The organism is Micromonospora pallida (genome assembly GCF_900090325.1).
GTDB classification, from domain to species: domain Bacteria; phylum Actinomycetota; class Actinomycetes; order Mycobacteriales; family Micromonosporaceae; genus Micromonospora; species Micromonospora pallida.
The window spans coordinates 5,336,728-5,360,453 of sequence record NZ_FMHW01000002.1; the positions used below are offsets into that span (position 1 = coordinate 5,336,728).

General features: G+C 71.4%; 19 protein-coding genes. 16 read left to right on the forward strand and 3 right to left on the reverse strand.

Annotated elements, in window-relative coordinates; translation table 11 throughout:
* Window positions 1–11: 11 nt before the first annotated feature.
* Entirely contained in the window at window positions 12–2,105 is a 2,094-nt protein-coding gene (locus tag GA0074692_RS22105) for an N-6 DNA methylase (protein ID WP_091647058.1), read from the reverse strand.
* 441 nt (window positions 2,106–2,546) lie between these two features.
* Between GA0074692_RS22105 and GA0074692_RS22110 the strand changes: the two genes are divergently transcribed.
* The 4 genes from GA0074692_RS22110 to GA0074692_RS22125 all read left to right on the forward strand — a co-directional run bounded on the left by GA0074692_RS22110 (window position 2,547) and on the right by GA0074692_RS22125 (window position 6,927).
* The gene (locus GA0074692_RS22110; RefSeq protein WP_091653925.1) at window positions 2,547–3,128 is read left to right on the forward strand and encodes a hypothetical protein; all 582 of its coding nucleotides are present in this window, start codon (window positions 2,547–2,549) and stop codon (window positions 3,126–3,128) included.
* Between the two features lie 225 nt (window positions 3,129–3,353).
* Window positions 3,354–4,550, forward strand: a complete 1,197-nt coding sequence (locus GA0074692_RS22115) for a GNAT family N-acetyltransferase (protein ID WP_091647059.1) — start codon at window positions 3,354–3,356, stop codon at window positions 4,548–4,550.
* Window positions 4,551–4,690: 140 nt separating this feature from the next.
* The gene (locus GA0074692_RS22120) at window positions 4,691–6,271 is read left to right on the forward strand and encodes an alkaline phosphatase D family protein (protein WP_091647060.1); all 1,581 of its coding nucleotides are present in this window, start codon (window positions 4,691–4,693) and stop codon (window positions 6,269–6,271) included.
* Window positions 6,272–6,414: 143 nt separating this feature from the next.
* Complete coding sequence (locus GA0074692_RS22125) at window positions 6,415–6,927, forward strand: NUDIX hydrolase (protein ID WP_245730416.1); 513 nt, start codon at window positions 6,415–6,417, stop codon at window positions 6,925–6,927.
* Window positions 6,928–6,970: 43 nt separating this feature from the next.
* Here GA0074692_RS22125 and GA0074692_RS22130 read toward each other — a convergent pair whose 3' ends face one another.
* Together GA0074692_RS22130 and GA0074692_RS22135 are read right to left on the reverse strand one after the other, a co-directional pair.
* Window positions 6,971–7,813 carry a hypothetical protein gene (locus GA0074692_RS22130; RefSeq protein WP_141725377.1) on the reverse strand — a complete coding sequence of 281 codons (843 nt, stop codon included), beginning with the start codon at window positions 7,811–7,813 and terminating at the stop codon, window positions 6,971–6,973.
* A gap of 196 nt (window positions 7,814–8,009) precedes the next feature.
* Entirely contained in the window at window positions 8,010–8,888 is an 879-nt protein-coding gene (locus GA0074692_RS22135; protein WP_091647062.1) for a hypothetical protein, read from the reverse strand.
* Between the two features lie 192 nt (window positions 8,889–9,080).
* On the opposite strand from GA0074692_RS22135, the gene GA0074692_RS22140 reads away from it, so the two are divergent.
* The 12 genes from GA0074692_RS22140 to atzF all read left to right on the forward strand — a co-directional run bounded on the left by GA0074692_RS22140 (window position 9,081) and on the right by atzF (window position 23,524).
* Complete coding sequence (locus GA0074692_RS22140) at window positions 9,081–10,544, forward strand: protein adenylyltransferase SelO (protein ID WP_091647063.1); 1,464 nt, start codon at window positions 9,081–9,083, stop codon at window positions 10,542–10,544.
* A 320-nt stretch (window positions 10,545–10,864) separates the two neighbouring features.
* On the forward strand, window positions 10,865–11,230 hold the full coding sequence (locus GA0074692_RS22145; protein WP_141725378.1) for a hypothetical protein: 366 nt from the start codon (window positions 10,865–10,867) through the stop codon (window positions 11,228–11,230).
* The gene (locus GA0074692_RS22150; RefSeq protein ID WP_091647065.1) at window positions 11,230–12,237 is read left to right on the forward strand and encodes a M20 family metallopeptidase; all 1,008 of its coding nucleotides are present in this window, start codon (window positions 11,230–11,232) and stop codon (window positions 12,235–12,237) included. Before GA0074692_RS22145 ends, GA0074692_RS22150 begins: the two co-directional genes overlap by 1 nt.
* Window positions 12,230–13,216 carry a phosphotransferase enzyme family protein gene (locus GA0074692_RS22155; protein WP_091647066.1) on the forward strand — a complete coding sequence of 329 codons (987 nt, stop codon included), beginning with the start codon at window positions 12,230–12,232 and terminating at the stop codon, window positions 13,214–13,216. Before GA0074692_RS22150 ends, GA0074692_RS22155 begins: the two co-directional genes overlap by 8 nt.
* Complete coding sequence (locus GA0074692_RS22160) at window positions 13,213–14,598, forward strand: aspartate aminotransferase family protein (RefSeq protein ID WP_218106701.1); 1,386 nt, start codon at window positions 13,213–13,215, stop codon at window positions 14,596–14,598. Before GA0074692_RS22155 ends, GA0074692_RS22160 begins: the two co-directional genes overlap by 4 nt.
* On the forward strand, window positions 14,595–15,332 hold the full coding sequence (locus tag GA0074692_RS22165; RefSeq protein ID WP_091647067.1) for an ATP-binding cassette domain-containing protein: 738 nt from the start codon (window positions 14,595–14,597) through the stop codon (window positions 15,330–15,332). The genes GA0074692_RS22160 and GA0074692_RS22165 overlap by 4 nt, the downstream gene beginning before the upstream one ends.
* Window positions 15,332–16,360, forward strand: a complete 1,029-nt coding sequence (locus GA0074692_RS22170) for an ABC transporter permease (RefSeq protein ID WP_091647068.1) — start codon at window positions 15,332–15,334, stop codon at window positions 16,358–16,360. Before GA0074692_RS22165 ends, GA0074692_RS22170 begins: the two co-directional genes overlap by 1 nt.
* 80 nt (window positions 16,361–16,440) lie before the next feature.
* Entirely contained in the window at window positions 16,441–17,448 is a 1,008-nt protein-coding gene (locus GA0074692_RS22175) for a substrate-binding domain-containing protein (protein ID WP_091647069.1), read from the forward strand.
* Window positions 17,449–17,514: 66 nt separating this feature from the next.
* Entirely contained in the window at window positions 17,515–19,482 is a 1,968-nt protein-coding gene (locus GA0074692_RS22180; protein WP_091647070.1) for an amidase family protein, read from the forward strand.
* 29 nt (window positions 19,483–19,511) lie between these two features.
* The gene (locus GA0074692_RS22185; protein ID WP_091647071.1) at window positions 19,512–20,945 is read left to right on the forward strand and encodes an amidase; all 1,434 of its coding nucleotides are present in this window, start codon (window positions 19,512–19,514) and stop codon (window positions 20,943–20,945) included.
* 94 nt (window positions 20,946–21,039) lie between these two features.
* A complete protein-coding gene (locus GA0074692_RS22190; protein ID WP_176738545.1) occupies window positions 21,040–21,822 on the forward strand; it encodes a DeoR/GlpR family DNA-binding transcription regulator in 783 nt (260 codons plus the stop codon).
* Complete coding sequence (gene atzF / locus GA0074692_RS22195) at window positions 21,809–23,524, forward strand: allophanate hydrolase (RefSeq protein ID WP_091647073.1); 1,716 nt, start codon at window positions 21,809–21,811, stop codon at window positions 23,522–23,524. The genes GA0074692_RS22190 and atzF overlap by 14 nt, the downstream gene beginning before the upstream one ends.
* Window positions 23,525–23,726 lie beyond the last annotated feature (202 nt).

Consider the following 23,726-nt stretch of genomic DNA (forward strand, 5'->3'; position numbering starts at 1 on the left):
GGGGCTGCCGGCTACGCCAGCCCGAGGGCACCTGCCGTGAGGCCGTCGCTGATCTCGCGAGCCAGGTTGGCTCCGGTCGCTGCGGCCCGCTCCAGCGCGGTACGGAACTCGACGAGCTGCTGGAAGGCCCGTCCGTACGTCTGCTGCTGATCCAGCGGCACCACCGGAATGGCGAGTCGCCTGACGTCGATGCGCAGGGCACCGTGGGTGGTGCTGGAGGTACGGCCGGCGATGCGCAGGTTGTCCGTACGGGAGATGACCCCGGCGACGAACCATGGATCGAAGCGGGTCGTGTCGACGCGGATCAACTGGGTACCGGGCCCGAGTTCGGCTCCGACCTGTTCCGGGGTGGCGACCCGGGCGTCGATCTTGTGGCCGATGAGCGGGACGAGGATGTCGTCGGCGCGTACCCGCGGCCCCGGGTCGTCGTCTGCGGCGCGGGTCGCCGAGCCGGTGGCCGGGCCACCGGAGAGGATGTCGGCGACGGTCAGTACAGCGGCGGTGCTGGCGGTGCCGCTGGTTGATCGGCTGCGGGCAGCGCGTTGGATGGTGATGCTGCCGGATCGGACGAGGTCGGTGACGTCGGCCTGGGGAGCCTCGCCGAGAATCGCTGTCGGTGTCTCGCGTACGGCGGGCAGGCTTCGGCGCAGACCGTCGAGGAGTCGGTCGAACTCGCTGATGCTGGCGATGATCTGTGCCGGAGTGGCGGCTAGCTCACTGGCCTGCGGCAGGTGGCGTTGCGGTGTCAGGTCGACCTGGTCGTCGAGCAGCTCGATGGCGGGCACGGTGCGGTGGACGCCGGGCTGTTCCACGTAGTCGTCGGTCTGGTAGCCGCGCCACGCGGTGTCGACGATCTCGGCGAGGGGTCGGCGGGCCGATTCGGTGGTGGTGTCGACCACGAGCAGGTCTCCCGCGTGCGGCTGGTGCGGATCGGACTGGGCGAGGACCCAGACGTGCAGTCCGATGCCGGTCGGCGGCATGAGGCCGGCGGGGAGAGCGATGACCGCGCGCAGCGCGCCGTGACGGATCAGCTCCGCGCGGACCCGGCGGCCTGCGGGGCGGGCCGCGGCAGCTGGGGGCATGAGCACGACGGCGGTGCCGCCGGGGGCGAGATGGGCCAGGGCGTGTTGCACCCAGGCGAGTTCGGGTTCGGTACGCGGGGGAAGTCCGTAGGTCCAGCGGGGGTCGTACGCGAGACGGTCGTGACCCCACTCGTGGATGCCGAACGGGAAGTTCGCCACCACGACGTCGGCCCGCAGCTCGGGTAGGGCGTCGTCGAGCAGGCTGTCACCGACGTGCACGACGGGCGGCTCGGCGTCGTGCCCGGCGTGTCGGGCCCGCAGGTGCACGAACCACAGCCGCAGCAGGGTGATCACCGCGTACTGCGGGTTGATCTCCTGGGCGTAGCACCGGGTGGGTGTGCCGCTGCGCAGGGCCCGGTCGGCGGCCCTCCGCAGGATCGACCCGGTGCCGCTGGTGAAGTCGAAGGTACGGGCTCCGGAGCCGGCGAGGGTCAACATCACGTCGGCGACGAGGTCCGCTGTTCCGGCCAGGCCGGACAGCGAGTGGGCTGAGGCCACGTACTGGTTGTGCAGATGCTCGAAGGCGGCCTCCGGGCCCTGTTCCGCGCCGAGTTGGTCGACCGTACGCAGCAGCGTGGTGAGCTGCGCGGTCCACTCCCCCGGCAGCAGGTCACCGATCAGCCTGGCCAGGTCGGGTTCGAGTGCGCGCAAATGGCTGACGAGTTGCTGCGGCGTCGGCAGGCCGGCGTCGAGAGTCGTGGGCTGGTCGGCCCGGACGAGGAGGAGCGCGCCGGCGATGCCGAGGACGTCGCTGATCTGCGTCGTGGGCTGGTAGCTCTCGATGTGCCGCCAGGCCCACTGGTCGGCGCCGGCGTGGTGCAGCCGGCCGTGGCGGCGCAGCCAGTCTTCCACTTCCCGCGCGTCGAACGACGGACTCGTCGGCGTGCCGCCCACGGGGGTCGGGAAGTCGGCGTACCGGCGGCGCCAGTTGCTCACCGCTGCCCTGCCGACGTCGGCCAGTCGCGCGATGCCACTTGCGGTCAGGGTGGCCTCGTTCGGGGCCATGCTCGGCTCTGCTGTCACGCGTGAACGCTAGCACGATGGCCAATCTTGTGTATACGGTTCACAGGGTCTATGTTCCTTTAGCAGTTCCGGGTCACCAAGCCTCGTGGAGGACCAATGCCGCGTCGTGGACGCAGTACCACCATCGGAAAGATCGGAAAGTTCCATCAGGACCGTCGGGTGTCCGAGATCAGGGCGCTCGGCGAGCTGCTGCGGCGCGAACAGGGCTCACGGCCCGGCGCGGGCGCGGCGTCGCCGCAGAACAGGCGGGAAAGCTCGCAAACCCGCTGATCACATTGATCCATCCCAACGTCTGAAGGAGGACCATGAACACCGTTGCTCGCATCTGCGCTGCCAACCACCCTGTCGTCGTGCTTTCCACCGGTGCCGTACGTCCGTCGCGGCGCGCGGCGGTACGGCTCCGACTGCACGGACGACACAACGTCCCAGGCGTACGCGCGAGTGCGCCTTGACCCCGTCGTCGGTGCGGCCATCGCGGACGCCTACGTGGCGGCGCCGGTCCGGGACGAACGGGCCTATCCCGCGTACGCCGCGTTCTGCCGCGAGACGGTGCGGCAGTACCACTTCCTGGTGGGTCGCGTGGAGTTCGGTGGCCTGGGCGTAGCGGTACGGATCGTCGACACCGACCCGTACGCGGACGTCGCGTCGATGGTCGACGACGTACGGCAGCGCCGGCTGAAGGTGTGGGCCAGCGCGGCCAGCGGCAACCCGCACCCGTACCTCAGCGACGGGGAGAACGACATGTTCCGGGCGGTCCACGACGTGTTCGGGCACGCGGCGACCGGCCGCGGCTTCGACCGACACGGCGAGGAGGCGGCCTGGGTGAAACACCGCACCATGTACTCGCCGCTGGCCCGGCGCGCCCTGGCGACCGAAACTCGTGGCCAGAACTGCGCCCGGATCTTCCGCTACGGGGGCGATCACTTTCCGGAGCAGAAGGCGGTGTTGCTGCCCCGGTCGTTCAGTGATCCACGCTCGGCCTGGGTCGCGCGGGCCGACGTGGGGCCGGCGGCTCCTCGCTGAGCCGCGCCGGCCCGGTACCCGCCGGCGACGTGGAGCTGCTCCGCCTACCTGGCGGCCAGCTCCACGTCGAGCGCGGTCGGCTCAGCGGCGGTTGTCACCGGAGGCCTCCCATGGCCGGCGGCGAGTGTGTTGGGCCACGCGGTACCCGCACCTGCCGTCCATGGCCGAGGCTGCCCTCGACGAAAACCGGTTCGGTGCCGGCCGAGTCGTGGTTATCGTCGGCCGATGCATCCCACGGTCGCCGTCCGCGAGCTCACTCCCGACGACATCCCCGCCGCTGCGGCTCTGGGCGGTTACGCATTCGGCTACGACCCGGAACCCTCGCCGGACGCCACCCGCGCCACTCCCGGCCGGACCAGCTACGGAGCGTTCGACGCGGACGGGCGGCTGTGCGGCAAGGCCGTCGACCTGCACCACGAGCAGTGGTGGTCCGGTAGGGCCGTGTCGGCCGCCGACGTCGCCGGTGTCGCCGTCGCTCCCGAGGCGCGCGGTCGCGGCGTCGCCCGCGCTCTGCTGACCGCTCTGCTGCGTGGTGCCCGCGAGCGGGGCGCCGCCGTCAGCGCCCTGTTTCCCACCGTCAGCGGCCCATACCGGGCCTACGGCTGGGAGGTGGCGGGCACGCTGCGTACCGTCGATCTGGCCACCGCCGACCTCCCCCGGCACCGGCCCGCCCCGCATCTGACCGTGCGCGCCGCCGTCGCCGAGGACATGCCTGCGGTCGCCGACCTGTACGAACGCGTCGCCCGCCACCGCCGGGGCCTGCTCACCCGCCGAGGCGAGCTGTTCGACCACTTCGGTGCCACCACCGCCCTGCCCAGCGACGGTGTCACCCTCGTCGAGCACGACGGCGAGTTGGTCGGCTACGTCAGTTGGGACCGTGGCCGCCGTGGCTACGGTCCCGATTCCGTGCTCACGGTCTACGACGTGCTCGCCACCACCCCCGACGCGGCCCGGGAACTCGTCGGCGTCCTCGCGAGTTGGCGCAGCGTCGCCCCCACCCTGCGGCTACGCCTGCTCGACGGCGACGCGGTCACCGCCCAGCTTCCTCTGGAGGCGGTCCGGGAGCACCGGCAGCAGCCCTGGATGCACCGGCCCGTGGACGTGACCCGGGCCGTACGGGAGCGCGGCTGGCCGCCGTACGCGCGCGGCAGCGTCGAGTTCACCCTCGACGACGACCTCGCCGACTGGAACACCGGCGCCTGGCGGCTGGAGGTCGCCGACGGCGCGGCCGAGCTGCGGCCGGCCACCGGCGAACCGGGCCTGCACCTGAGCGTGCGCGGCTTCGCCCAGCTCTACGCCGGCGCCACCACCGCCGAGAGCCTCGTCCAGGCCGGCCAGTTACGCCACCGTGCCGACGCCGATCCGCGCGCCCTCGACCTGCTCGCCGTCGGTGGCCCCGCCGACGTGCTCGACTACTTCTGACCGGGCCTCCGGGCGCTGATCAGGGCACGAATCTCCCACATCAAGATCGATTCCGTTCACCACCCGTTCCAGGGGACGTCAGGCCGGACCGTTGGGATGCCTAAAAGCAGATGCCCGAACTGTCCGGAAGGCAACACCTCATGTCACAGTCCCCACTCAGCCTGCCCCGCCGTCGCTTTCTCGCCCTGGGCGGCGTCGCCGCAGGTGCCACCGTCCTCGCCGCCACACCCGCTTCGGCGGTCTCCGCCGCCCCGGAGAGCCGGATCACCCTGCCTGGCTACGTATTCACCCTCGGGGTCGCGTCCGGCGACCCGACCTCCGACGGTGTGGTGCTCTGGACCCGCCTGGCCCCGGACCCGCTCGCCCTCGACGGGCTCGGCGGCATGCCTGGTCGTCCCGTGCTGGTGTGGTGGGAGATGGCGGAGGACGAGAACTTCAGCCGGGTGGTACGGCGGGGCGTCGAGCGCGCCACGGCCGACTGGGGGTACTCGGTGCACGCCGAGGTGCACGGCCTGCGGCCGGACCGGGTGTACTGGTACCGGTTCCGGATCGCCGACCAGGTCAGCCCGGTGGGCCGTACCCGCACGGCACCGCGTCCCGGGACCGCGCTCCAGTCGCTGAGCTTCGCGTTCGCGAGCTGCCAGGCGTACACCGACGGCTACTTCACCGCGTTCGACCACATGGCCCGCGAGAACCTGGACCTCGTCGTCCACCTGGGCGACTACATCTACGAGGGCGGCGGCCGGGGCTCGATCGGCCGCGCCCACTACCCGGCCGTCGAGACGTTCTCCCTGACCGACTACCGGACCCGGTACGCCCAGTACAAGCTCGACCCGTCGTTGCAGGCCGCGCATGCCGCCGCGCCCTGGGTGGTGGCTCCGGACGACCACGACGTGGAGAACAACTGGGCCGGTGACCACTCCCAGCCGGACACCGAGCCGGACCAGGACCTGGCCGTGTTCCGGCTCCGCCGGGCCGCCGCGTACCAGGCGTACTACGAGAACCTTCCGCTGCGAAAGTCGTCCATGCCGCAGGGCGCGGAGATGCAGGTCTACCGGCGTCTGCACTTCGGCGACCTGCTGCAGCTCGACGTGCTGGACACCCGGCGGTTCCGGGACCAGCAGCTCACCGACGCGTCGCTGCGTTGGGACCCGAACCGGCAGATGCTCGGTGCCGAGCAGGAGGCGTGGCTGCTGGCCGGGCTGGCCGCGTCCACCGCACGCTGGAACGTGCTCGGCAACCAGATCTTCGCCATGGAGGCCGACCACACCGCCGGCCCGGACGAGCGGTACGGCATGGACACCTGGGACGGGTACGCCGCTGCGCGCCAGCGGCTCTTCGACGGTGTGGCCGAGCGGAACGTCGAGAACTTCCTCATCATCACCGGCGACGCGCACCGCAGCGTGGCCGCCGACCTCAAGCTGGACTTCTCCGACCCGGGATCGCGGACGGTCGGCACCGAGTTCCTCGGCACGTCGATCAGCTCGGGCGGCAACGGGACCGACCACGACAGCCTCGGTGTGACCTGGCTGGCCGAGAACCCGCACATGAAGTTCCACAACTCGCAGCGCGGGTACCAGGTGTGCCACCTGGGCCGGGACGAGATGCGCACCGACTACCGGGTCGTGCCGTTCGTCAACGCTCCGGGTGCCCCGGTGTCGACCCGGGCCAGCGTCTTCGTGCAGAACGGACGGCCCGGAGTCGCGCACGTGTCCGCCTGACGGCGCTCGATGGACATGCTCTCCGCCTGACAGTGTGATCCGAGCGTGGCGGCCGGTCCGACGACTCAAGGTCGGCGGACCGGCCGCGTCGCCTTTCTCCTGGCGTCGCGGCGCGGGCCTGACGGCCCGTAACATCACCGCTCGTGCCCGACGACGACGATGCCGTGCCGGCGGCTTCCGCCGTACGCGTCCAGTTGGTCATCGGCATCGTTCGCCGGGACGGTGAGGTACTCCTGGTCCGGGAGCGCCTCGGCCGTGACGGAGAGCTCCTCTGGTCGCTGCCCGGTGGCGGCGCGCAGACCGGCGAACTCCTGCACGAGGCGCTCCGCCGGGAGATGCGCGAGGAGACCGGACTGCTGGTGGGCGACCCGGTCGGTACGGCGTTTCTGGTGCACGTCGACTCCCCGCAACACCCGTCGGCGATCGCAATGGCCTTCGAGCTGGCCGAGTGGGAGGGCACCCTGGCGTCTCATGACGACGAGGTCACCGAGGCGCGGTTCTTTCCGGTTGAGGAGGCGATCGCCCTGGTCGGCGAACTGCCCAGCGACGCCCAGCGGGATCCGATCGTCGGTTACCTGAGCGGCACGGTGGTACCCGGCACCACCTGGCTGTACCGCACCAGCGAGGGACGGGACACGCTGCTGGCCCGCTGGTGACCGGTCCTGGTCACCAGCGGACTGTTCACCAGGACCGGTCACCTCAGCGGCACTCCGCCGGCGCGGACAGCAGTGAGTAGTAGAAGGGCTTCGGGTTTCCCGCCCCGTCGCGCAGCCCGAAGCCCGGCACCATCGCGTCGGTGTAGGCGAAGACGGAGTTCCAGACACTCGACCGGCCGGCGAGCATGCACTGGAAGTTCCAGGTGTCGTCCTCGTTGTGCCACTCGGTGGCGATCACCGGACGGCCGAAGTTGTTCCACATCAGGTCGAAGTCCCCGGCGGCCTGCGCGGAGTTTTTCGCGTACGGGTGGATGGCGATGATGTCGGGCAGGGGCGCGCGACCACCGATCGCGGCGAACACGGCGGCCGTGTAGTTGACCGCGTTCTGTCCGCCCGAGGCCAGGCCACCCATCACGAACCGGCCGGCGAACTGCGGATACGTGTTGCGGTACAGGACCCACATGTCGGCGTACACGGCGGGTGGCAGGTAGGTGTCCCCGTGGTCCATCTCGTTGCCGATCTGGAGGAAGTCGGCGTTCCACGGCACGTAACCGCCCGACTCGCTGGTGATGATCGGCATCACCCGGAGGCCGGCCCCCTTCAGGGCGTCGATGCGCGGCTGGATCGACGCGCGCGACACGAACCGGACGCCCTTGAATCCTTCACTGGCCAGCCGTCCGGGTTGCGACTGCTGCCAGGCCGCCTCGTTGGCCGGGTCGATGTTGACGGCGAACAACGACGAGCCGTAACCGCCCACGTCCGGGCGGGGTCCGGCGCCGAGCGCCGGCGCGGTCCACGCCATCGCGGCGACCAACACGGCGGCGCAGAGCGCCGCGAGTGCCCGGACGGGCACTGTTCGGGTCGCACGGGAACCTGTTCGGGCCATGATCCACCTCCGGGAGCCGGCGATACGGACAGAGCGATCGATGGAGCGCAAGCACAATTACACATATCGATGCTATCGCCGACGCGGTCCGGGCGCGTTTCGTCCGGGCTCGTCCGGGCCGGGCAGCCCGATCGGCCGCCGGATCACGGCCCGGCCCCCGGTGCGGGACGGCAGCGGGGGCCGGGGTGACCGTGACTCAGGCGCAGATCGCGTACGCCCGGGGTGCCCAGTTGCTGGCCAACCCGTCCTCGTCCTCGGCGGCGGTGACCCTGACCTGGGTGTCCGAAAGCAAGTCGATGCCGGTCATCCGGACCTGACCGGCGCCGCTGTCGATCTCACCACCGACACCGTGCACCCGCTGGCCGGCGGGGCAGGACGCGACGGCGGACTTCACCGGGGTCGAGTCGAACACGCCGAAGCCGGTGACACGGGCCAGGCCGGCCGGCGCCGTCACGCAGATGACTTCGCCCTGGAGCTGCCACTGGGCGGCGTACCCGGTGCCGTCCTCGATCCCGGTGATGGTGACGTTGCTCAGGTCGGCGCTCGGCCGCAGATCGTCCACCACCACCTGGCCGAGGCCGCCGTTCACCTCCACCCCGACGCCGAGCAGCCGCTTGCCGAGCGGGCAGCTCACGGTGAGCGTCTTGCTGCTGTTCGAGTCCCAGCCCGTGGCGCTCTCCGCGTGTTCCCAGCCGTCCGGCGGTCGCGCGCAGAGGGCGGTGGCGGTGATCGACCAGTCGCCGGTGAAGCCGGGACTGTCGTCCTCCCGGCCGGTCACCGAATACAGGTCGGTGCCGCCGAAGACCGGCACCATGGTGTCCATCACGACCTGACCACCGCCCCCGTTGATCCGGCCGCCGCCCGCGACGAGGAAGCTGTCCGTGGGGCAGGACGCCTGCCACGTCTTCCAGTCGCTGTTGCTGGGGCCGGTGCTGGTCACCTGGGTCAGGCCGGGCAGTGCGGCAGCGACCGGCGCGACCACCGCCAGTTGGGTCGCCAGCACCATGGCGGACGCCAGGCCCAGCGCCGGGGCGAACCGTCGGCCGGCGCGGACACCGTGGGATAGGACGCGCATAAGACAACCTCCTCGTAGTCGGACCGTCTCCGACGTTAGGAGAGAGGTCCACAGTCGACTACGGATTTCACGCTTCCCTCTCGCCCCGTTTGTCGCGTCGTTTCCGCTTCAGACCCGGGCATTCGCGGTCGAAGCCGGGAGCCGCCGACAACGGTGACGGGTATCGGACAGCGGCCGACGTACTGTCGACGGGTGAGCATCGCACCAGCCCCGCCGGTGAACCTCGACGACCGCTTCGCGCGCGAGCTGCCGGAGATGGCCGTCCCGTGGCAGGCCGACGAGCCGGCCGACCCACGGTTGCTCGTCCTCGACGAGCCGTTGGCCGTCACGCTGGGGCTGGACCCCGCCTGGCTGCGGAGCCCCGACGGGGTACGCCTGCTGGTCGGTGCCGGCGTACCCGAGGGTGCTGCCCCGGTGGCACAGGCCTACGCCGGGCACCAGTTCGGCGGGTTCGTCCCGCGACTCGGTGACGGACGCGCGTTGCTGCTCGGCGAACTCGTCGACGCCGCCGGCCAGCTCCGCGACCTGCACCTCAAGGGCTCCGGGCGAACCCCGTTCGCGCGCGGCGGTGACGGCCTGGCCGCGGTCGGCCCGATGCTGCGGGAGTACGTCGTCAGTCAGGCCATGTACGCCCTCGGCATCCCCACGACCCGCGCGCTGGCCGTGGTCGCCACCGGGCGCACCGTCTACCGGGAGACCCCGTTGCCGGGCGCCGTGCTCGCCCGGGTCGCCGGCAGCCACCTGCGGGTCGGCAGCTTCCAGTACGCCCGCGCCACCGGTGACGTGGACCTGCTACGCCGCCTGGCCGACCACGCTATCGCTCGGCACCATCCCGACGCGGCCGGGGCCGAGCAGCCGTACCTGGCGCTGCTCGAGGCGGTGATCGCCGCGCAGGCGGCGCTGGTGGCCCGGTGGATGCTGGTGGGGTTCGTGCACGGGGTGATGAACACCGACAACATGACGATCTCGGGCGAGACCATCGACTACGGGCCGTGCGCCTTCCTGGACGCCTTCGATCCGGCCACCGTCTACAGCTCCATCGACCAGCACGGACGCTACGCCTACGGTAACCAGCCGGTGGTGGCCCAGTGGAACCTCGCCCGGCTCGCCGAGGCCCTGCTGCCCCTCCTGCACGACGACGAGGAGGCGGCCGTCGACCTGGCGACCACGGCACTCGACGGATTCCGCCGGCACTACGACGTTGCCTGGTCGGACGGCATGCGGGGCAAGCTCGGCCTGCCCAGTGACCTCGGCGCCCCGGCCGTCACGCCGCTGGCCGACGAGCTGCTCACCCTGCTACGGGACGGTCAGGTCGACTACACGTCGTTCTTCCGCGCGCTGGCCGTCGCCGCCCGGGGCGACCGCGAACCCGTCCGTCGTCTCTTCCCCGACCCCGTCGCGGTCGACGACTGGCTGACGCGCTGGCACGCCCTCGCTCCGGACGCCGACGCGATGGACCGGGTCAACCCGGTCTACATCCCCCGCAACCACCTCGTCGAGGAGGCGCTCACCGCCGCGACCGACGGCGACCTGAGCCCGCTGGAACGACTGCTTGACGCCGTGACCGCCCCCTACGACGAGCGCCCGGGGCTGGATCGCTACGCCGCTGCCGCCCCGCCGGACTTCGGACCGTACCGGACGTTCTGCGGCACCTGAGGCCCGCGCAGGCAGGGACGCTCGTCGCGCGAGAGATTCGGCGACCATTTCGATCACAAAGGATGATCGAGTTGGGCCACGCCGCGCGTCGGCGAGCGGAGATTTGTGCGCTTAAGTCCCCTACTTTCATCGGGCTGAGCCTCCCGCCGCCGCCCTGGAACCCCGGCCGCCACTGCGCCGCAGACCCGGACAACCCGGCCTGACCTGCCCTGATGGCGTCAGGCGGACCCCTTGGGCAGCCGTTACAAGGCTGTTGCTCCGCAGTAAAAAGCGACCGCAGATTGTTCATGTTTCGATCAGGCCTCCCTATCGTCTCGTTCATGACTGTGGAGGTACCAAGGGACCGGGCACTCCCCGAGCCGGACGCGACGCGCGACGCGGTGCTCGCCGCCGTCCATGCGCAGTTCGACGAGTCCGTACGGCTGCTCCGGGACATGATCGAGATCCCGAGCGTCGGCCCCTGGTTCGGCGACTCCCCGAGCGTCACCGGCGAGGGCGCCATCCAGGCGTTCCTGCGGACGCGGCTGGAGGAACTCGGCGCCGAGGTCGACCAGTGGGAGCCGTCCGCCGCCGAACTCGCGGTCTACGACGGTGGCCCGGGTTACTTCCCGGACCGGGACTTCACCGGTCGCCCCAACCTGGTGGGACGCATCCGTGCCGACGCGGACTCCCCCGGCCGGCGCTGATGTTCCTCGGTCACTGTGACGTCGTGCCGGGCGGCTCCGGTTGGGACGGTGACGCCCCGTTCGTCTCGCGGGTGGCCGACGGCCGGGTCTACGGACGCGGCGCCTGCGACATGAAGGGCGGCATGGCGGCGGCGCTGGCGGCGATCCACGCGGTCCGGTCCGCCGGTGTGGAGCTGGTCAACGACGTCTGCTTCGCCTCGGTGACCGAGGAGGAGACCGGCGGCATGGGCACCCTGGCCCTGGTGCACCGCGGCTACCGCCCCGAGCTGGGCATCGTCATCCCCGAGCCGACCAGCCTGACCGTGGCCCCGCTGTGCCGGGGCATCCTCTGGGGCGAGATCACCATCCCGGGCAAGGCCGGCCACATCGAGCTGGAACAACCGGACTGGCGGGACGGCGGAGCGGTGGACGCCATCGCCTACGGGCGTCGGCTGCTCGACGCGATCGACGAGATGAACGCCGCCTGGGCGAAGGACCCGGTCAAGAACCACGAGTACCTGCCGCTGCCCGGCCAGATGACGGTGGCCGAGATCCACGCCGGCACCTACCCGTCGGCCTGGGCCGAGTCCTTCACGATCCGGTTCGACATCCAGTACCTCCCGGCGGAACTGGACGAGCACGGCGGTGGCGGCGTGGTGCGGACGCAGGTCGCGGAGATGCTCGCCCGGTTCGTCGGTGACGACCCCTGGCTCACCGCGCACCCGCCGGTGCTCACCTGGCTCGTCGACGCCGACTGCGGCGAAACCCCGGTCACCGAGCCGGTGGTCACCGTACCGCTGGACGTCATGCGGACCCTCGGCCTTCCGGCGGTGTTGCAGGGCGTCACCTGCCACACCGACATGGGACTGCCGATCAAGGCGGGCGTGCCGACGGTGACCTTCGGACCCGGGCAGCTCAGCGTCGCCCACCAGCCGAACGAGTACCTCGACCTTGACGAGTACCGCCGCGCCATCGAGGTGATAGCCCTGATGGTGGTACGGATGTGCACGGCGGCCAGCGATGGGTGACGACCTGGGCCTCGGCGGCGTGACCGTCACCGAGATCATCGCTGGGTACGGCGTTTCCGGTGTCCGTACGGTTCGGACGACCGCGTCCGAGGCCGACCGGACCTGTCTGGTCGAGGCGACGGAGGGCCACTTCGTCCTGAAGATCTCGCCCTGGCCGGGCGGTGGCGCGACGATGCAGGCCGCCCTCCTCGCGCACGTGGCCGGGCACGACCCCGAACTGCCGGTGCCCCGGCTGCTGACGGACACCGACGGCCGCGCGGTCACCCGCCACGGCGACTCCGCCGTGTTCGTGATGACGAAATGTCCGGGCAGCAGTCTGGAAACGGCGGTGCTGACCGGGCCCCTGGTCGACCGGATCGCGCAGGTGCAGGCCGGCCTCATCGCCGCGCTGGCCGACCTGGCCCCGGCCGCGGCCCGTGTACCGACCGAGCAGGAGTGGTGTCTCGACTCGATGCTCGGCTACGCCCCGCTGGCTGAGCAGCACCTCGACACCGGACTCGGCGCGTTCGTGGCCGACGTCGTCGCGGACTTCCGTACCCGGGTGGTCCCGGTCCGGGACGGGCTGCCGCACCAGGTGCTGCACGCCGACTTCAACCTGTCCAACCTGCTCGTCACCGGCGATCGGGTCACCGGCGTCATCGACTTCGGCGACGCGGTCCACGCGCCCCGGGTGTACGACGTCGCGGTGACGACCTGCTACCTGGCTCTGGCGCTCGGGAGCCTCACGCATCCCCTCGTCGACCGGTACGTCGCCACTGTCACGTCGCTGGTCGGGCTGGACCCGGTCGAGGTCTCCCTCGTGCCGGCGCTCGCGCTGACCCGCCTCGCGATGGTGCTCGTGTGGGGTCGCGAGGTCGCGGCCCGCCACCCCGAGCGCGCTGGCTACGCCCTCCGCTACGACGGGCTCGCCGTCGCGCTCGCCACCACCGTCCAGCACGAATCCGTGCCAGTACTCGAATACGGGGGAACTCCGTCATGAGCGCCGTCCGAAACAAGAGCCGCCCGACCGAGTCCGGCGTCCTCGACGGACAGATGATCAACAAGTTCGACCTGGCGCAGGCCGACGCGCTCCCGCCGCGCCAGCAGGCCCTGCTGGCCCGCCGTCGGGCGACGCTCGGCGACATCTACCCGCTCTTCTACGAGGAGCCGCTCTACCTCGTGCGTGGCTCGGGCACCCGGCTCTACACCGCCGACGGCACCGAGTACCTCGACGTCTACAACAACGTCCAGGCCACCGGGCACGGCAACCCGCGCATCGCCGAGGCGGTACGCCAGCAACTCCTCACCCTGGCCACCCACACCCGCTACCTACAGGACGGCGTCGTCGACTACGCGGAGCGGTTCCTGGCCACCCATCCCGACCACCTGGACCACGTGATCTTCTCCAACTCCGGGTCGGAGGCAAACGACCTGGCCATCCGGATCGCCCAGTGGCGCACCGGAAACCTCGGGGTCGTGGTGACCGAGTCGGCGTACCACGGCAACAGCGCGCTGACGGCGGGCTGCTCACCGGAGAACGGGTCGTCGATGCCGCTGGCGCCCTGGGTGCGGACGGTGGCCGCACCCGACACCTTCCGGTACGGCGCCGACGCCGGTGCGGTCTTCGCCGAGTCGATCCGGCGGGCGGTCTGGGACCTGCGGCGGCACGGCATGGGCACGGCGGCGCTGCTGCTGGACTCCATCATGTCGACCGACGGGATCTACCCCGGCGAACCGGGGATGCTCGTCGAGGGCTACCAGGCGATCCGCGAGGCCGGCGGCCTGGTCGTGGCCGACGAGGTGCAGCCGGGTCTCGGCCGGACCGGCGACCACTGGTGGGGCTTCCTGCGCCACACCGACCAGGTCGACATGGTGACCTGCGGCAAGCCGATGGCGGGCGGGATGCCGATGGGATCGCTGGTGCTGCCCGCCGAACTCTCCGACGCCTACGCCGCGAGCCACCGGTACTTCAACACCTTCGGCGGCAACCCCGTGACGATCGCCGCCGCGGCGGCGGTCATGGACGAGATCGAGTCCCGGGACCTGATGGGCAACGCCCGCGATCTCGGCGCGTGGTTGACGAAGGAGCTGTCCGGCATCAGCAGTCCGCTCGTCGGTGACGTGCGCGGCGCCGGGCTGTTCATCGGCGTCGAGATGGTGGCCCACCAGGGCCACCCGGCCGGCGACGTCGCCCGCTACGTGGTCAACGGGCTGCGGGCGGCGCACGTCCTGATCAGCGCGGTCGGCCGGTCCGGTCAGGTCCTCAAGATCCGGCCACCGCTGGTCTTCGACGAGGAGGACGCCAAGCAGTTCGTCGAGAGCTACCGGACCGTGCTGCGGGACGTCGAGAGCACGGTCCACAAGCTGGAAGGAGACCGATGAAAGCCGATGTCCTGGCGGTCACCGGGGTCAGCAAGAACTTCGGGGCGGTCTCGGCGCTCCGTGACATCAACCTGACCGTACGGGCGGGTGAGATCGTCGCCCTGCTCGGCGACAACGGTGCCGGCAAGTCGACGCTGATGAACGTCATCTGCGGTTCCGCCACCGCCGACGGCGGCAGTGTGCTCGTCGACGGTGAACCGCTCACCAACCTGGCCGACGCCCGCCGCCTCGGGGTCGGCGTCGTCTACCAGGACCTGGCGCTCGCGCCGCACCTGAACCTGGCCGAGAACCTGTTCCTCGGCAACGAGGCCGTCCGCCGGTACGGGCCGGTCCGGGTGCTGCAACGGCAGCGGATGCGCCGGGAGGCCACGGAGGCCATCGAGCGGCTGGGCATCAGCACCCTGCGCGACGTGACCATGCCGGTCGGCCGGCTCTCCGGGGGCCAGCGTCAGGTGCTGGCCGTCGCGCGGGCGATGAAGTGGGCGAAGAACCTGATCCTGCTCGACGAACCGACGGCCGCGCTGGGGCCCAAGCAGGTGGGCATCGTGCTGGATTCGATCACCACGGCCGCGTCCCACGGGCTGGGCGTGGTGCTGGTGTCCCACGACATTCCGAGCGTGCTGAAAATCGCGGACCGAATCGTGGTGCTCCGCCACGGAACCATTGTCGAGGACCGTACGCCCGCCGGACTGTCGGTAGCTCAGGTCGTGACCATGATGGTGGGTGACGAGTGATGGCAATTTCCGAAGTCACGAAGATTCCCGGTGGCGGGTTGGCCGCCAACCGCGACCTCGGCCGAAAACTGATCACCAACCGCGCGATCCAGATCATCGCGGTGGAGATCGTACTGATCGCGGTGTTCTTCTCGCTGTCACCCGACGGCGCTTTCCTCAACCAGACGAACCTGCGGGGAATGGCCCTGACGGCGTCCCAGGTGATCCTGCTCGCCGTCGGCCAGGCGGTGCTGATGTCCGCCGGGCAGATCGACATCTCGCAGGGCGCCGCGGTGATCCTGTCGTCGGTGGTCGCCGGCAAGGTGATGCTCGCCCTCCAGGGTGACTACCCGCTGGCCGTGGTCGTGCTGCTCGGGCTGGTCGTCTCGATCGCCATCGGCACCCTCATCGGGCTGGCCAACGGCCTGCTCGTCGGGGTGGTGAAGATCAACGCCCTGGTCACCACCCTCGGCACGCTCGGGGTGATGACCGGCATCGCGCAGGTCGTCACCGGCGGCGTCAACCTCTCCGGTATGCCGGCGGAACTCTCCAGCGAGTTCGGTCAGGCGTACCTCGGGGCCCTGCCGCTGCCGATGCTGGCCAGCATGGCGGTCGTCGGGGTGGTCTGGCTGCTGTTCCGGGTCGGCCCCTGGGGCACGCACACCCTGGCGATGGGCTCGAACTTCGGCGCCTCACGTCGGGTCGGCATCGCCACCCTGCGGAACACCCTGGCGATCTTCATCCTGTCGTCGGCGCTCGCCGGGCTCGCCGGGTTCATCGACCTGTCCCGCTATTCGACGACGAACATCTCCGGGCACCTGAACGACTCGATGGCGGCCATCGCCGCGGCGCTGATCGGCGGTACCGCACTCACCGGCGGGCGGATCAGTTTCCTGGGCGCCATCTTCGGCGCGTTCCTGGCGATCATCCTGCAATCCGGCCTGGTGATCATCAATCTGTCCCCGTTCTACCAGACCATCGCGATCGGCCTGATGCTGCTCGTCGCCGTGAGCGTGGACCGCGGTCGAGACCGCCGACGGGACGACTGAACAAACCGCTGTCCGCCCTGCCACCGCCAGCCCTGCCCGCGTCAGTTCTAGCTGCGTCAGTTCTAGCTCAAGGAGCATCAATGCGCTTGTCTCCCCAGCGCCGCGCGTTCCTCGCGGCCTCCACAGCGGTCACCCTGGGTTTCGGCCTCGCGGCGTGTTCGTCCAGCAGCAAGGCGGGGTCGCCGGACGGGACCCCCACCGTCGCCATGGTCACGCCGGAGAGCACCGGCGAGTTCTACGGCGCCATGTACTGCGGCGCGAAGGCCGCCGCGAAGGAGCAGGGCGTCGACCTGAAGATCCAGGGCACCCCCGAGGTGACGGTCGACGCCGAGATGCAGGTGTTGCAGTCCGTCCTGGCGACCGAGCCCGACGGCCTGCTGCTCACCGTCTGGGACAACAACGCCTTCAACCAGACGCTGAAGCCCTACACCTCCACCGGCAAGCCGCTGGTGATGCCCGACTCGTACCTCTCCGACGACAGCCAGGTGCAGAGCATCCGTACCGACTCGTACAAGTCGTCGTACGACGCCGCGCTGAAGGTCGTCGAGGACTTCAAGGTCGCGTCCGGCAAGGTCCTCATCGTCACCGACGCCCCGGGCAACGCGATCCAGACCGCGCGGGCCGAGGGCTTCCGCGACGCGATCAAGACGAAGGCGGGTCTGGAGGTGCTGGAGTTCCAGTACGTCGGGGGCGACGCGGCGAAGGCGTCCCAGGCGGTCAGCTCGGCCCGGTCCGCGAACAAGGACCTCGCCCTGGTGTTCAGCACCAACATCGGCGCGGGCACCGGCTCCGCCAACGGCATCGGCGACGCCAGGGACTCGATCGTGCACGTCGGGTACGACACCTCCTCCGCCCAGGTCGAGGAACTCAAGGGCAACGGCTACGACGCGCTCATCGCGCAGAGCCCGTACAAGATGGGCTACGAGTCGACCACGCTGATCTCGCAGCTCGTCAAGGGCGAGAAGAAGGCGGCCGACATCACCGAGAAGACCGTCTACTCGCCCTGGGCGCTGGTCACCGCCGCCAACGTCGGTACCGCTGACATCGCGCCGTACCTCTACACCACGGACTGCAGCAAGGTCAGTTGATCCCCCGGCCGGGGCGGAGGCGCTGTCCTCCGCCCCGGCCCACCGAAACCACAGGGTGCCTCCGACATGACAGAGCGAACGAATGCGCGGCCGACCGCCGTGTGGTCCGCCGCCGACTCCCTGCGCCGCATCGCCACGGTCGACCGCCACGGGCCGCGCCTCGGGTCGGTTCCGGTGCTGTCGCCGGAGTTGCCGGCCGACGCCGTCCGGCTCGACCGGGAACGGGCCGCCGGCCGGGTACGCGGCCCGTGGCACGGTGTGCCGTACACGATCAAGGACAGCTTCGCTGCGCGGGGCCTGCCGGTCGCCGCCGGCTCGCCCGCCTTCGCCCAACTCGTCGCCGACCGGGACGCCGTGGTCGTGGCCCGGCTCCGGGCCGCCGGCGCGCTGCTGGTCGGCCGGACCGCCATGCCGCCGATGGCCATCGGCGGTGGCCAGGCGGGTCTGTACGGCCGGGTGCGCAGCCCCTACAACCCGGAGTACCTCGCCGCGGCCTGGCACTCCGGATCCTCGATCGGCTCCGCCGTCTCAGTGGCGGCCGGGATCGCCGAGTTCGGCATCGGCGAGGAGACCGTGTCGTCCGGGCGGTCCCCGGCGTCGAACAACGGCCTGGTCGCGTACACCCCGTCCTGGGGAGTGGTGCCCAGCGCGGGCAACTGGCCGCTCCATCCGTACCGGGACGTGGTCGTCCCGCACACCAGAACGGTGGCCGACCAGCGGCGACTGCTGAGCGTCCTCGCCGGCCCGGACGACCGGGACGTGTGGCAGCGGCAGCGGGCGCTCGACATGTCGACCGCCCACCGGGTGGCGGCGGCGCTGCGCGACGGCACCGGTGAGCGCGTGTCTCTCGCCGGCCGGCGGCTCGGTGTGCCGAGGCTGTACGTGGGCGAGCCGTACGCCGACGTCGTACCGGTCGCCCTGCGACCGTCCATCGCGGAGCTGTGGTCGGCGACCTGCACCGCGCTCACCGAGGCCGGCGCCGAACTCGTCGCCGTCGACTTCCCGCTGGTCGAGGCGTACGAGGGCCGCTCGGCCCGGCACCGCGACCTGACCGCCGCCGGTTACCTGCCGGCGGAGTGGACCGCGTTCGAGCTGGGGCCGTTGATGACCTGGGCCTGGCAGTCCTTCCTCGACGACTACACCGACTCCGGCCTGCGGCTGGCCGACATCTCCCCGTACGCGGTCCGCCCCGACCCGCCGTTCGCGGTCGACGCCATCGAGAACGGCCGGCTGCACCCGGGCCGGGACGTGTTCGACTTCGCCGCGATCCTGCGCTCCGCGCCCCCGGCTCCCGAGGTGGTGTCGGCGCAGGTCGAGCAGGCGATGACCGGCCTGGCGGCGGGACGGCGCGACCGGTACGAACGCTGGCTCGACGAACTGGGCCTGGACGGACTCGTCTTCCCGGCCAACAGCGACATCGGGCCGTACGACTGCGACGTGAACCCGTCGTCCGCGCGGCTCGCCTGGGCGGACGGGGCGGTCTTCTCGACCACCAACCACGTGCTCCGGAGGTTCGGCATCCCGAGCGTCACCGTGCCGATGGGGCTCACTGCCGACCTCGGCATGCCCGTGGGGCTGACCCTCTGCGGCCGGGCCTACGACGACGTGCGGCTGCTCGACCTCGCCGAGCAGATCGAAGCCGTACTGCCGCCCCGACCGGCCGCGCCACTGCCGCCGACCGCGCCGCTGCCCTCCACCGCGGTGACCCCGCCCGCCGGAGAGGTCGTCGCGGCAGCGGCCGACCCGAACGTCGGTGCGGCGGCCGACCTGAAGGTCGACGCCCGCGTCCGCGCCGACGGGGCCGTCGACGTCCGGATCCGTACCGGCCTGCCCTCGGGGACCACCGGAATCGTCGAGCTGGCCGGCCTGCGGCTCGTCGTCCCGGCCGGGGACCACCAGCTCGACGTCGTGCTGGACCGGGCCCTCCGTGCTGAGGGGGCCGTCGACGTCCTGGTGGTCCTGTCGGTCGTCGATACCGCCGGCCAACTCACCGGGGTCGCCTTCGCCGAAGCGCCCTTCACCCGCCCGCTCTGACCACCAGTCCACCCGAATCGGAGTTTCCCATGACCTCGACGCTTGACCCGTTGACCAGCACCGACGTACCGCTGCACTGGTGGAGCGCCGTCGCGCTCCGCGACGCCATGGTGGCCGGCGACCTGTCGGCGGTCGAGGTGATGAACGCGTTCTACGACCGCATCGAGGAACTCAATGCGGAGGTCAACGTCATCGTGCACCGGCTCCCCCGGGCCGAGTGCGTGAAGCTGGCGGAGGAGGCCGACCGGGCACGTGCCCGGGGCGACGAACTCGGGGTCCTGCACGGCCTGCCGACCGCCGTCAAGGATCTGGTCGACGTCGCCGGGATGCCCACCTCCCGGGGGTCGCGCCGGTTCGCCAACGGTGGCCCGGCCACCACCGACGCCCCGCACGTGGCCCACATGCGCGCCGCCGGCGCGCTGATCATCGGCAAGACGAACTCGCCGGAGTTCGGGGTCGGCACGGTGACGTTCAACGACGTGTTCGGAGTGACCCGTAACCCCTGGGACCTGACCCGGCACGCCGGCGGATCCAGCGGTGGCGCGGCGGCCGTGGCGGCGGGGATGCTGCCGATCTGCGACGGCTCGGACTCGGGCGGCAGCCTGCGCTACCCGGCCGCCTTCTGCAACATCGTGGGGCTGCGGACCACCCCCGGCCTGGTGCCGGCGGTCTCCGCGGGCACCTCGTGGTCGCCGCACTCGGTCAACGGGCCGATGGCACGTACCTGCGCGGACACCGCCCTCACGTTGGCCGGCATGTCCGGGCGACACCGGCTCGCCCCGCTGTCGAACCTGCGGGCCGAGCCGGCGGGGGTTCCGACGCCCGACCGGGCCCCCCGGGTCGGCTGGAGCACCGACCTCGGCGGGCTGCCCGTCACCGGGGAGGTCGCCACCGCGTTGGCACAGGCCCGCGCGCGGCTCGAGGCGGCCGGGGTGGAGGTCGTCGACGTCGACCTCGACACGGACGGCCTGGACCGCTGCTGGCAGGTGATCGAGATGTTCGGCTGGTTCACCCTGCTGGGCCGGCACCCGATCGAGCACCCCGAGCTGTACCGGGACGACTTCGTGGTCAACGTGACCGAGGCCGCCGGCTACACCACCACCGACCTCGCCGACGCCCTGCACCGCCGGTACGCCGCGTTCGAGCAGATGGCCCGGGTGCTCGACGGGCTCGACGGCCTGATCACCCCGAGCGCTCCCGTGGTGGCGCCGAACGCCGACCTGCCGTGGGTGCCCGAGATCGACGGCACCACCTTCGACCGGTACTTCCTCTGGCAGCGGATGGCGTGCCGGCTGGTGCCGTCGGCGCATCCGGTGCTGGCCATGGGCGCGGGGTTCGACCCGCAGGGACTGCCGGTGGGCCTCCAGGTGGTGGGGCACCACGGCGCGGACGGCGCGCTGCTCACGCTCGGCGAGCGGCTCGAACCGGCGCTCGGGGTCGCCGGCCTGCATCCGCGAATCTGAGCCCATCATGGGGACGGACAGCCCGCCGGTCGGCATCCGACGACAGCGATCGGCGGCCGGGGAGTATCGACGGAAGAGCGGAGAACGACGGCCAGTGGGGGAGAACAACCAGACGCGGCGCCGCCGCCGGATCCTCGAACTGCTCAAGGAGCACGGCCGGCTGGAGGTCGTGGCCCTGAGCCAGCAACTCGGCGTCACCGAACTGACGGTCCGCCGGGACATCGAGTACCTGGACTCGGCCGGCGTCGCCCGCCGGGTGTTCGGCGGGGTCGAGGTCAACTCCGGACGCAGCTTCGAGCCGCCGTTCGCCTTCCGCCTGGAGACCAACCGGGCGGGCAAGGAGGCGATCGCGCGGGCCGTGGTGGACCGGATCTCGCGCGGCTCCAACGTGGCGATCGACTTCGGGACCAAGACGTACTTCGTCGCGCAGGAGATCCGTCGCCGCCGGCTCCAGATCTTGGCCGCGCCGACCAGCATGCAGGTGGCGGACGTGCTCGGGCAGGACCCCGACATCCACGTGTTGTGGCCCGGTGGGGAACTCAAGCCGATCGAGCTGAGCCTCTTCGGTTCGGTGACCGAGCGGTTCTTCCGCGAACGCCGCTGGGATGTCGCCGTGGTGGGCGTTGCCGGGGTGAACATCGAACAGGACGCGTTCAGCGACTACAGCCAGACGGACGCCCACGTCAAGGCGGCCATGGTGGAGGCGGCCGACACGGTCGTCCTCCTCGCGGAGAGTCGGCACCTCGACGCGCCGTCGTTCGCCCCGGTGTGCCGGCTGGCGTCCGCCGACGTCGTGGTGACCGACGCCACCGGGCCACACAAGGTCCTGGACGCTCTGGAACGCAAGGGAATCGAGGTCGTACGTGCCACCGAGTAACGCCACCGCCGGGGTCGAGCGCGCGCTGAAGCGACTGGCGCAGGTCGACCGCCCCGAGGTGTGGACCAGCCTGCGTACCGCCGACAGCCTGCTCGCCGAGGCACAGGAACTCGACGCGCGGGCGGCGGACGGGGAGGCCCTGCCGCTGCTGGGCCTGACCGTGGCGGTCAAGGACAACATCGACGTGGCCGGGCAGCCGACGACCCTGGGCTGCCCGGGTGCCGCCTGGCAGCCCGACGTCGACGCGGACGCGGTGGCCCGGCTGCGCCGGGCCGGGGCGATCGTGCTGGGCAAGACCAACCTCGACCAGTTCGCGACCGGGCTGGTCGGCACCCGCAGCCCGTACGGGGTGGTCCGCAACGCCCACCGGCCCGAACTCGTCTCGGGCGGGTCCAGCTCCGGATCCGCCGTGGCGGTCGCGCTGGAGGTGACCGACCTGGCACTCGGCACCGACACCGCCGGCTCCGGTCGGGTCCCCGCCGCGCTCAACGGAATCGTGGGCGTGAAGCCGACCCTCGGTCTGGTGCCGACGACCGGCATGGCGGACGCCTGCCGGCCCTTCGACACCATCACCGTCTTCGGCCGCGACCTCGACACCGCCGTACGCGGCGTGCGGGTGATCACCGGACCGGGTGACCGGGACGGCCTCTCCCGCCGGTGGCCCACTGACGTACGGCTCGCCGCCGGGCCACGGCCGACCGTCGCGGTGCCGGACGAGGCCGGTCTGCGCGCGGTCGCCCCGGAGCTGCGTCCACTGTGGGACCAGGCGCTCGCCCGGCTCGCCACCGTCGCCGACCTGCGGGTGGTCGACGTGTCACCGTTGCTGGACGCGGCGCTGCTGCTCTACGAGGGCGCGATCGTCGCCGGACGCTACGCGGCGGCCGGCCGGTGGGTCGGCCCGACCGCCGAGGACGGCGTGCCCGGACTCGACCCGACCGTGGCGGGCATCGTGCGCGGGGCCCGCACCCCGGCGGGCTGGGAGTACGTACGCGACCGGGCCGCGCTCGACGACGCCCGCGCCCGGGCCGCCGAACTCCTGGCCGGCTGTACGGCGCTGGTGCTGCCCACGGCCCCGCTGCACCCCACCATCGCCGAGGTCGCGGCCGACCCGGTCGGCGTGAACAGCCGGATGGGCACATACACGAACTTCGTCAACCTGCTGGACCTCTGCGCGACGGCGGTACCGGCGGGCGAGAACGAGGCGGGCTCCTTCGGCATCTCCGTCATCGGTCGGGCCTTCGACGACCAGGTGTGCACCGACATCGCCGCGCGGTTCCTCGGCGTCGCCGCACCCTCGTGGGTGGACACCGAGGTCCCGTTGGCCGTGGTCGGTGCCCACCTGCGGGGCGGGCCGCTCCACCACGAACTCGTCGACCTCGGCGCCCGCTTCGGCGGCGACGTCACCACCGCGCCGTCCTACCGGCTCTACGCGCTGGACACCGAGCCACCGAAGCCCGGCCTGGTGGAGGTGGCCTCCGGCGGCGCCGAGATCGCCGGGGAGCTGTGGTGGCTCTCGCCGGGCGGGCTCGGTCGATTCCTGGCCGCCCTGCCCGCGCCGATGACCCTCGGCCGGGTACGGCTGGCCGACGGCCGGGACGTGGTCGGCTTCGGGTGTACGCCCGGGGCGCTGACCGGTGCCGAGGACATCACCGCCTTCGGCGGCTGGCGGGCGTACCAGCAGCGGGCCGGCAGCCCGGCGTGAGCCTCGACGGGTCCTCGCCTCCCTCGTCGAGCTCGCGAGCAGCCGGAGATCGACGCCTGGCCCGGCCACCTGATCCGGCAGAACGACAGGCAGAACTTCCTGCGGGACACCCACTCCCGGGCATGGCGAACGTCACAGAACACTTCCGACATCGCTCCGCTGAGCAGCGCAAACGTCGTCAGCCTCGGCAGTTGTCGTCGTC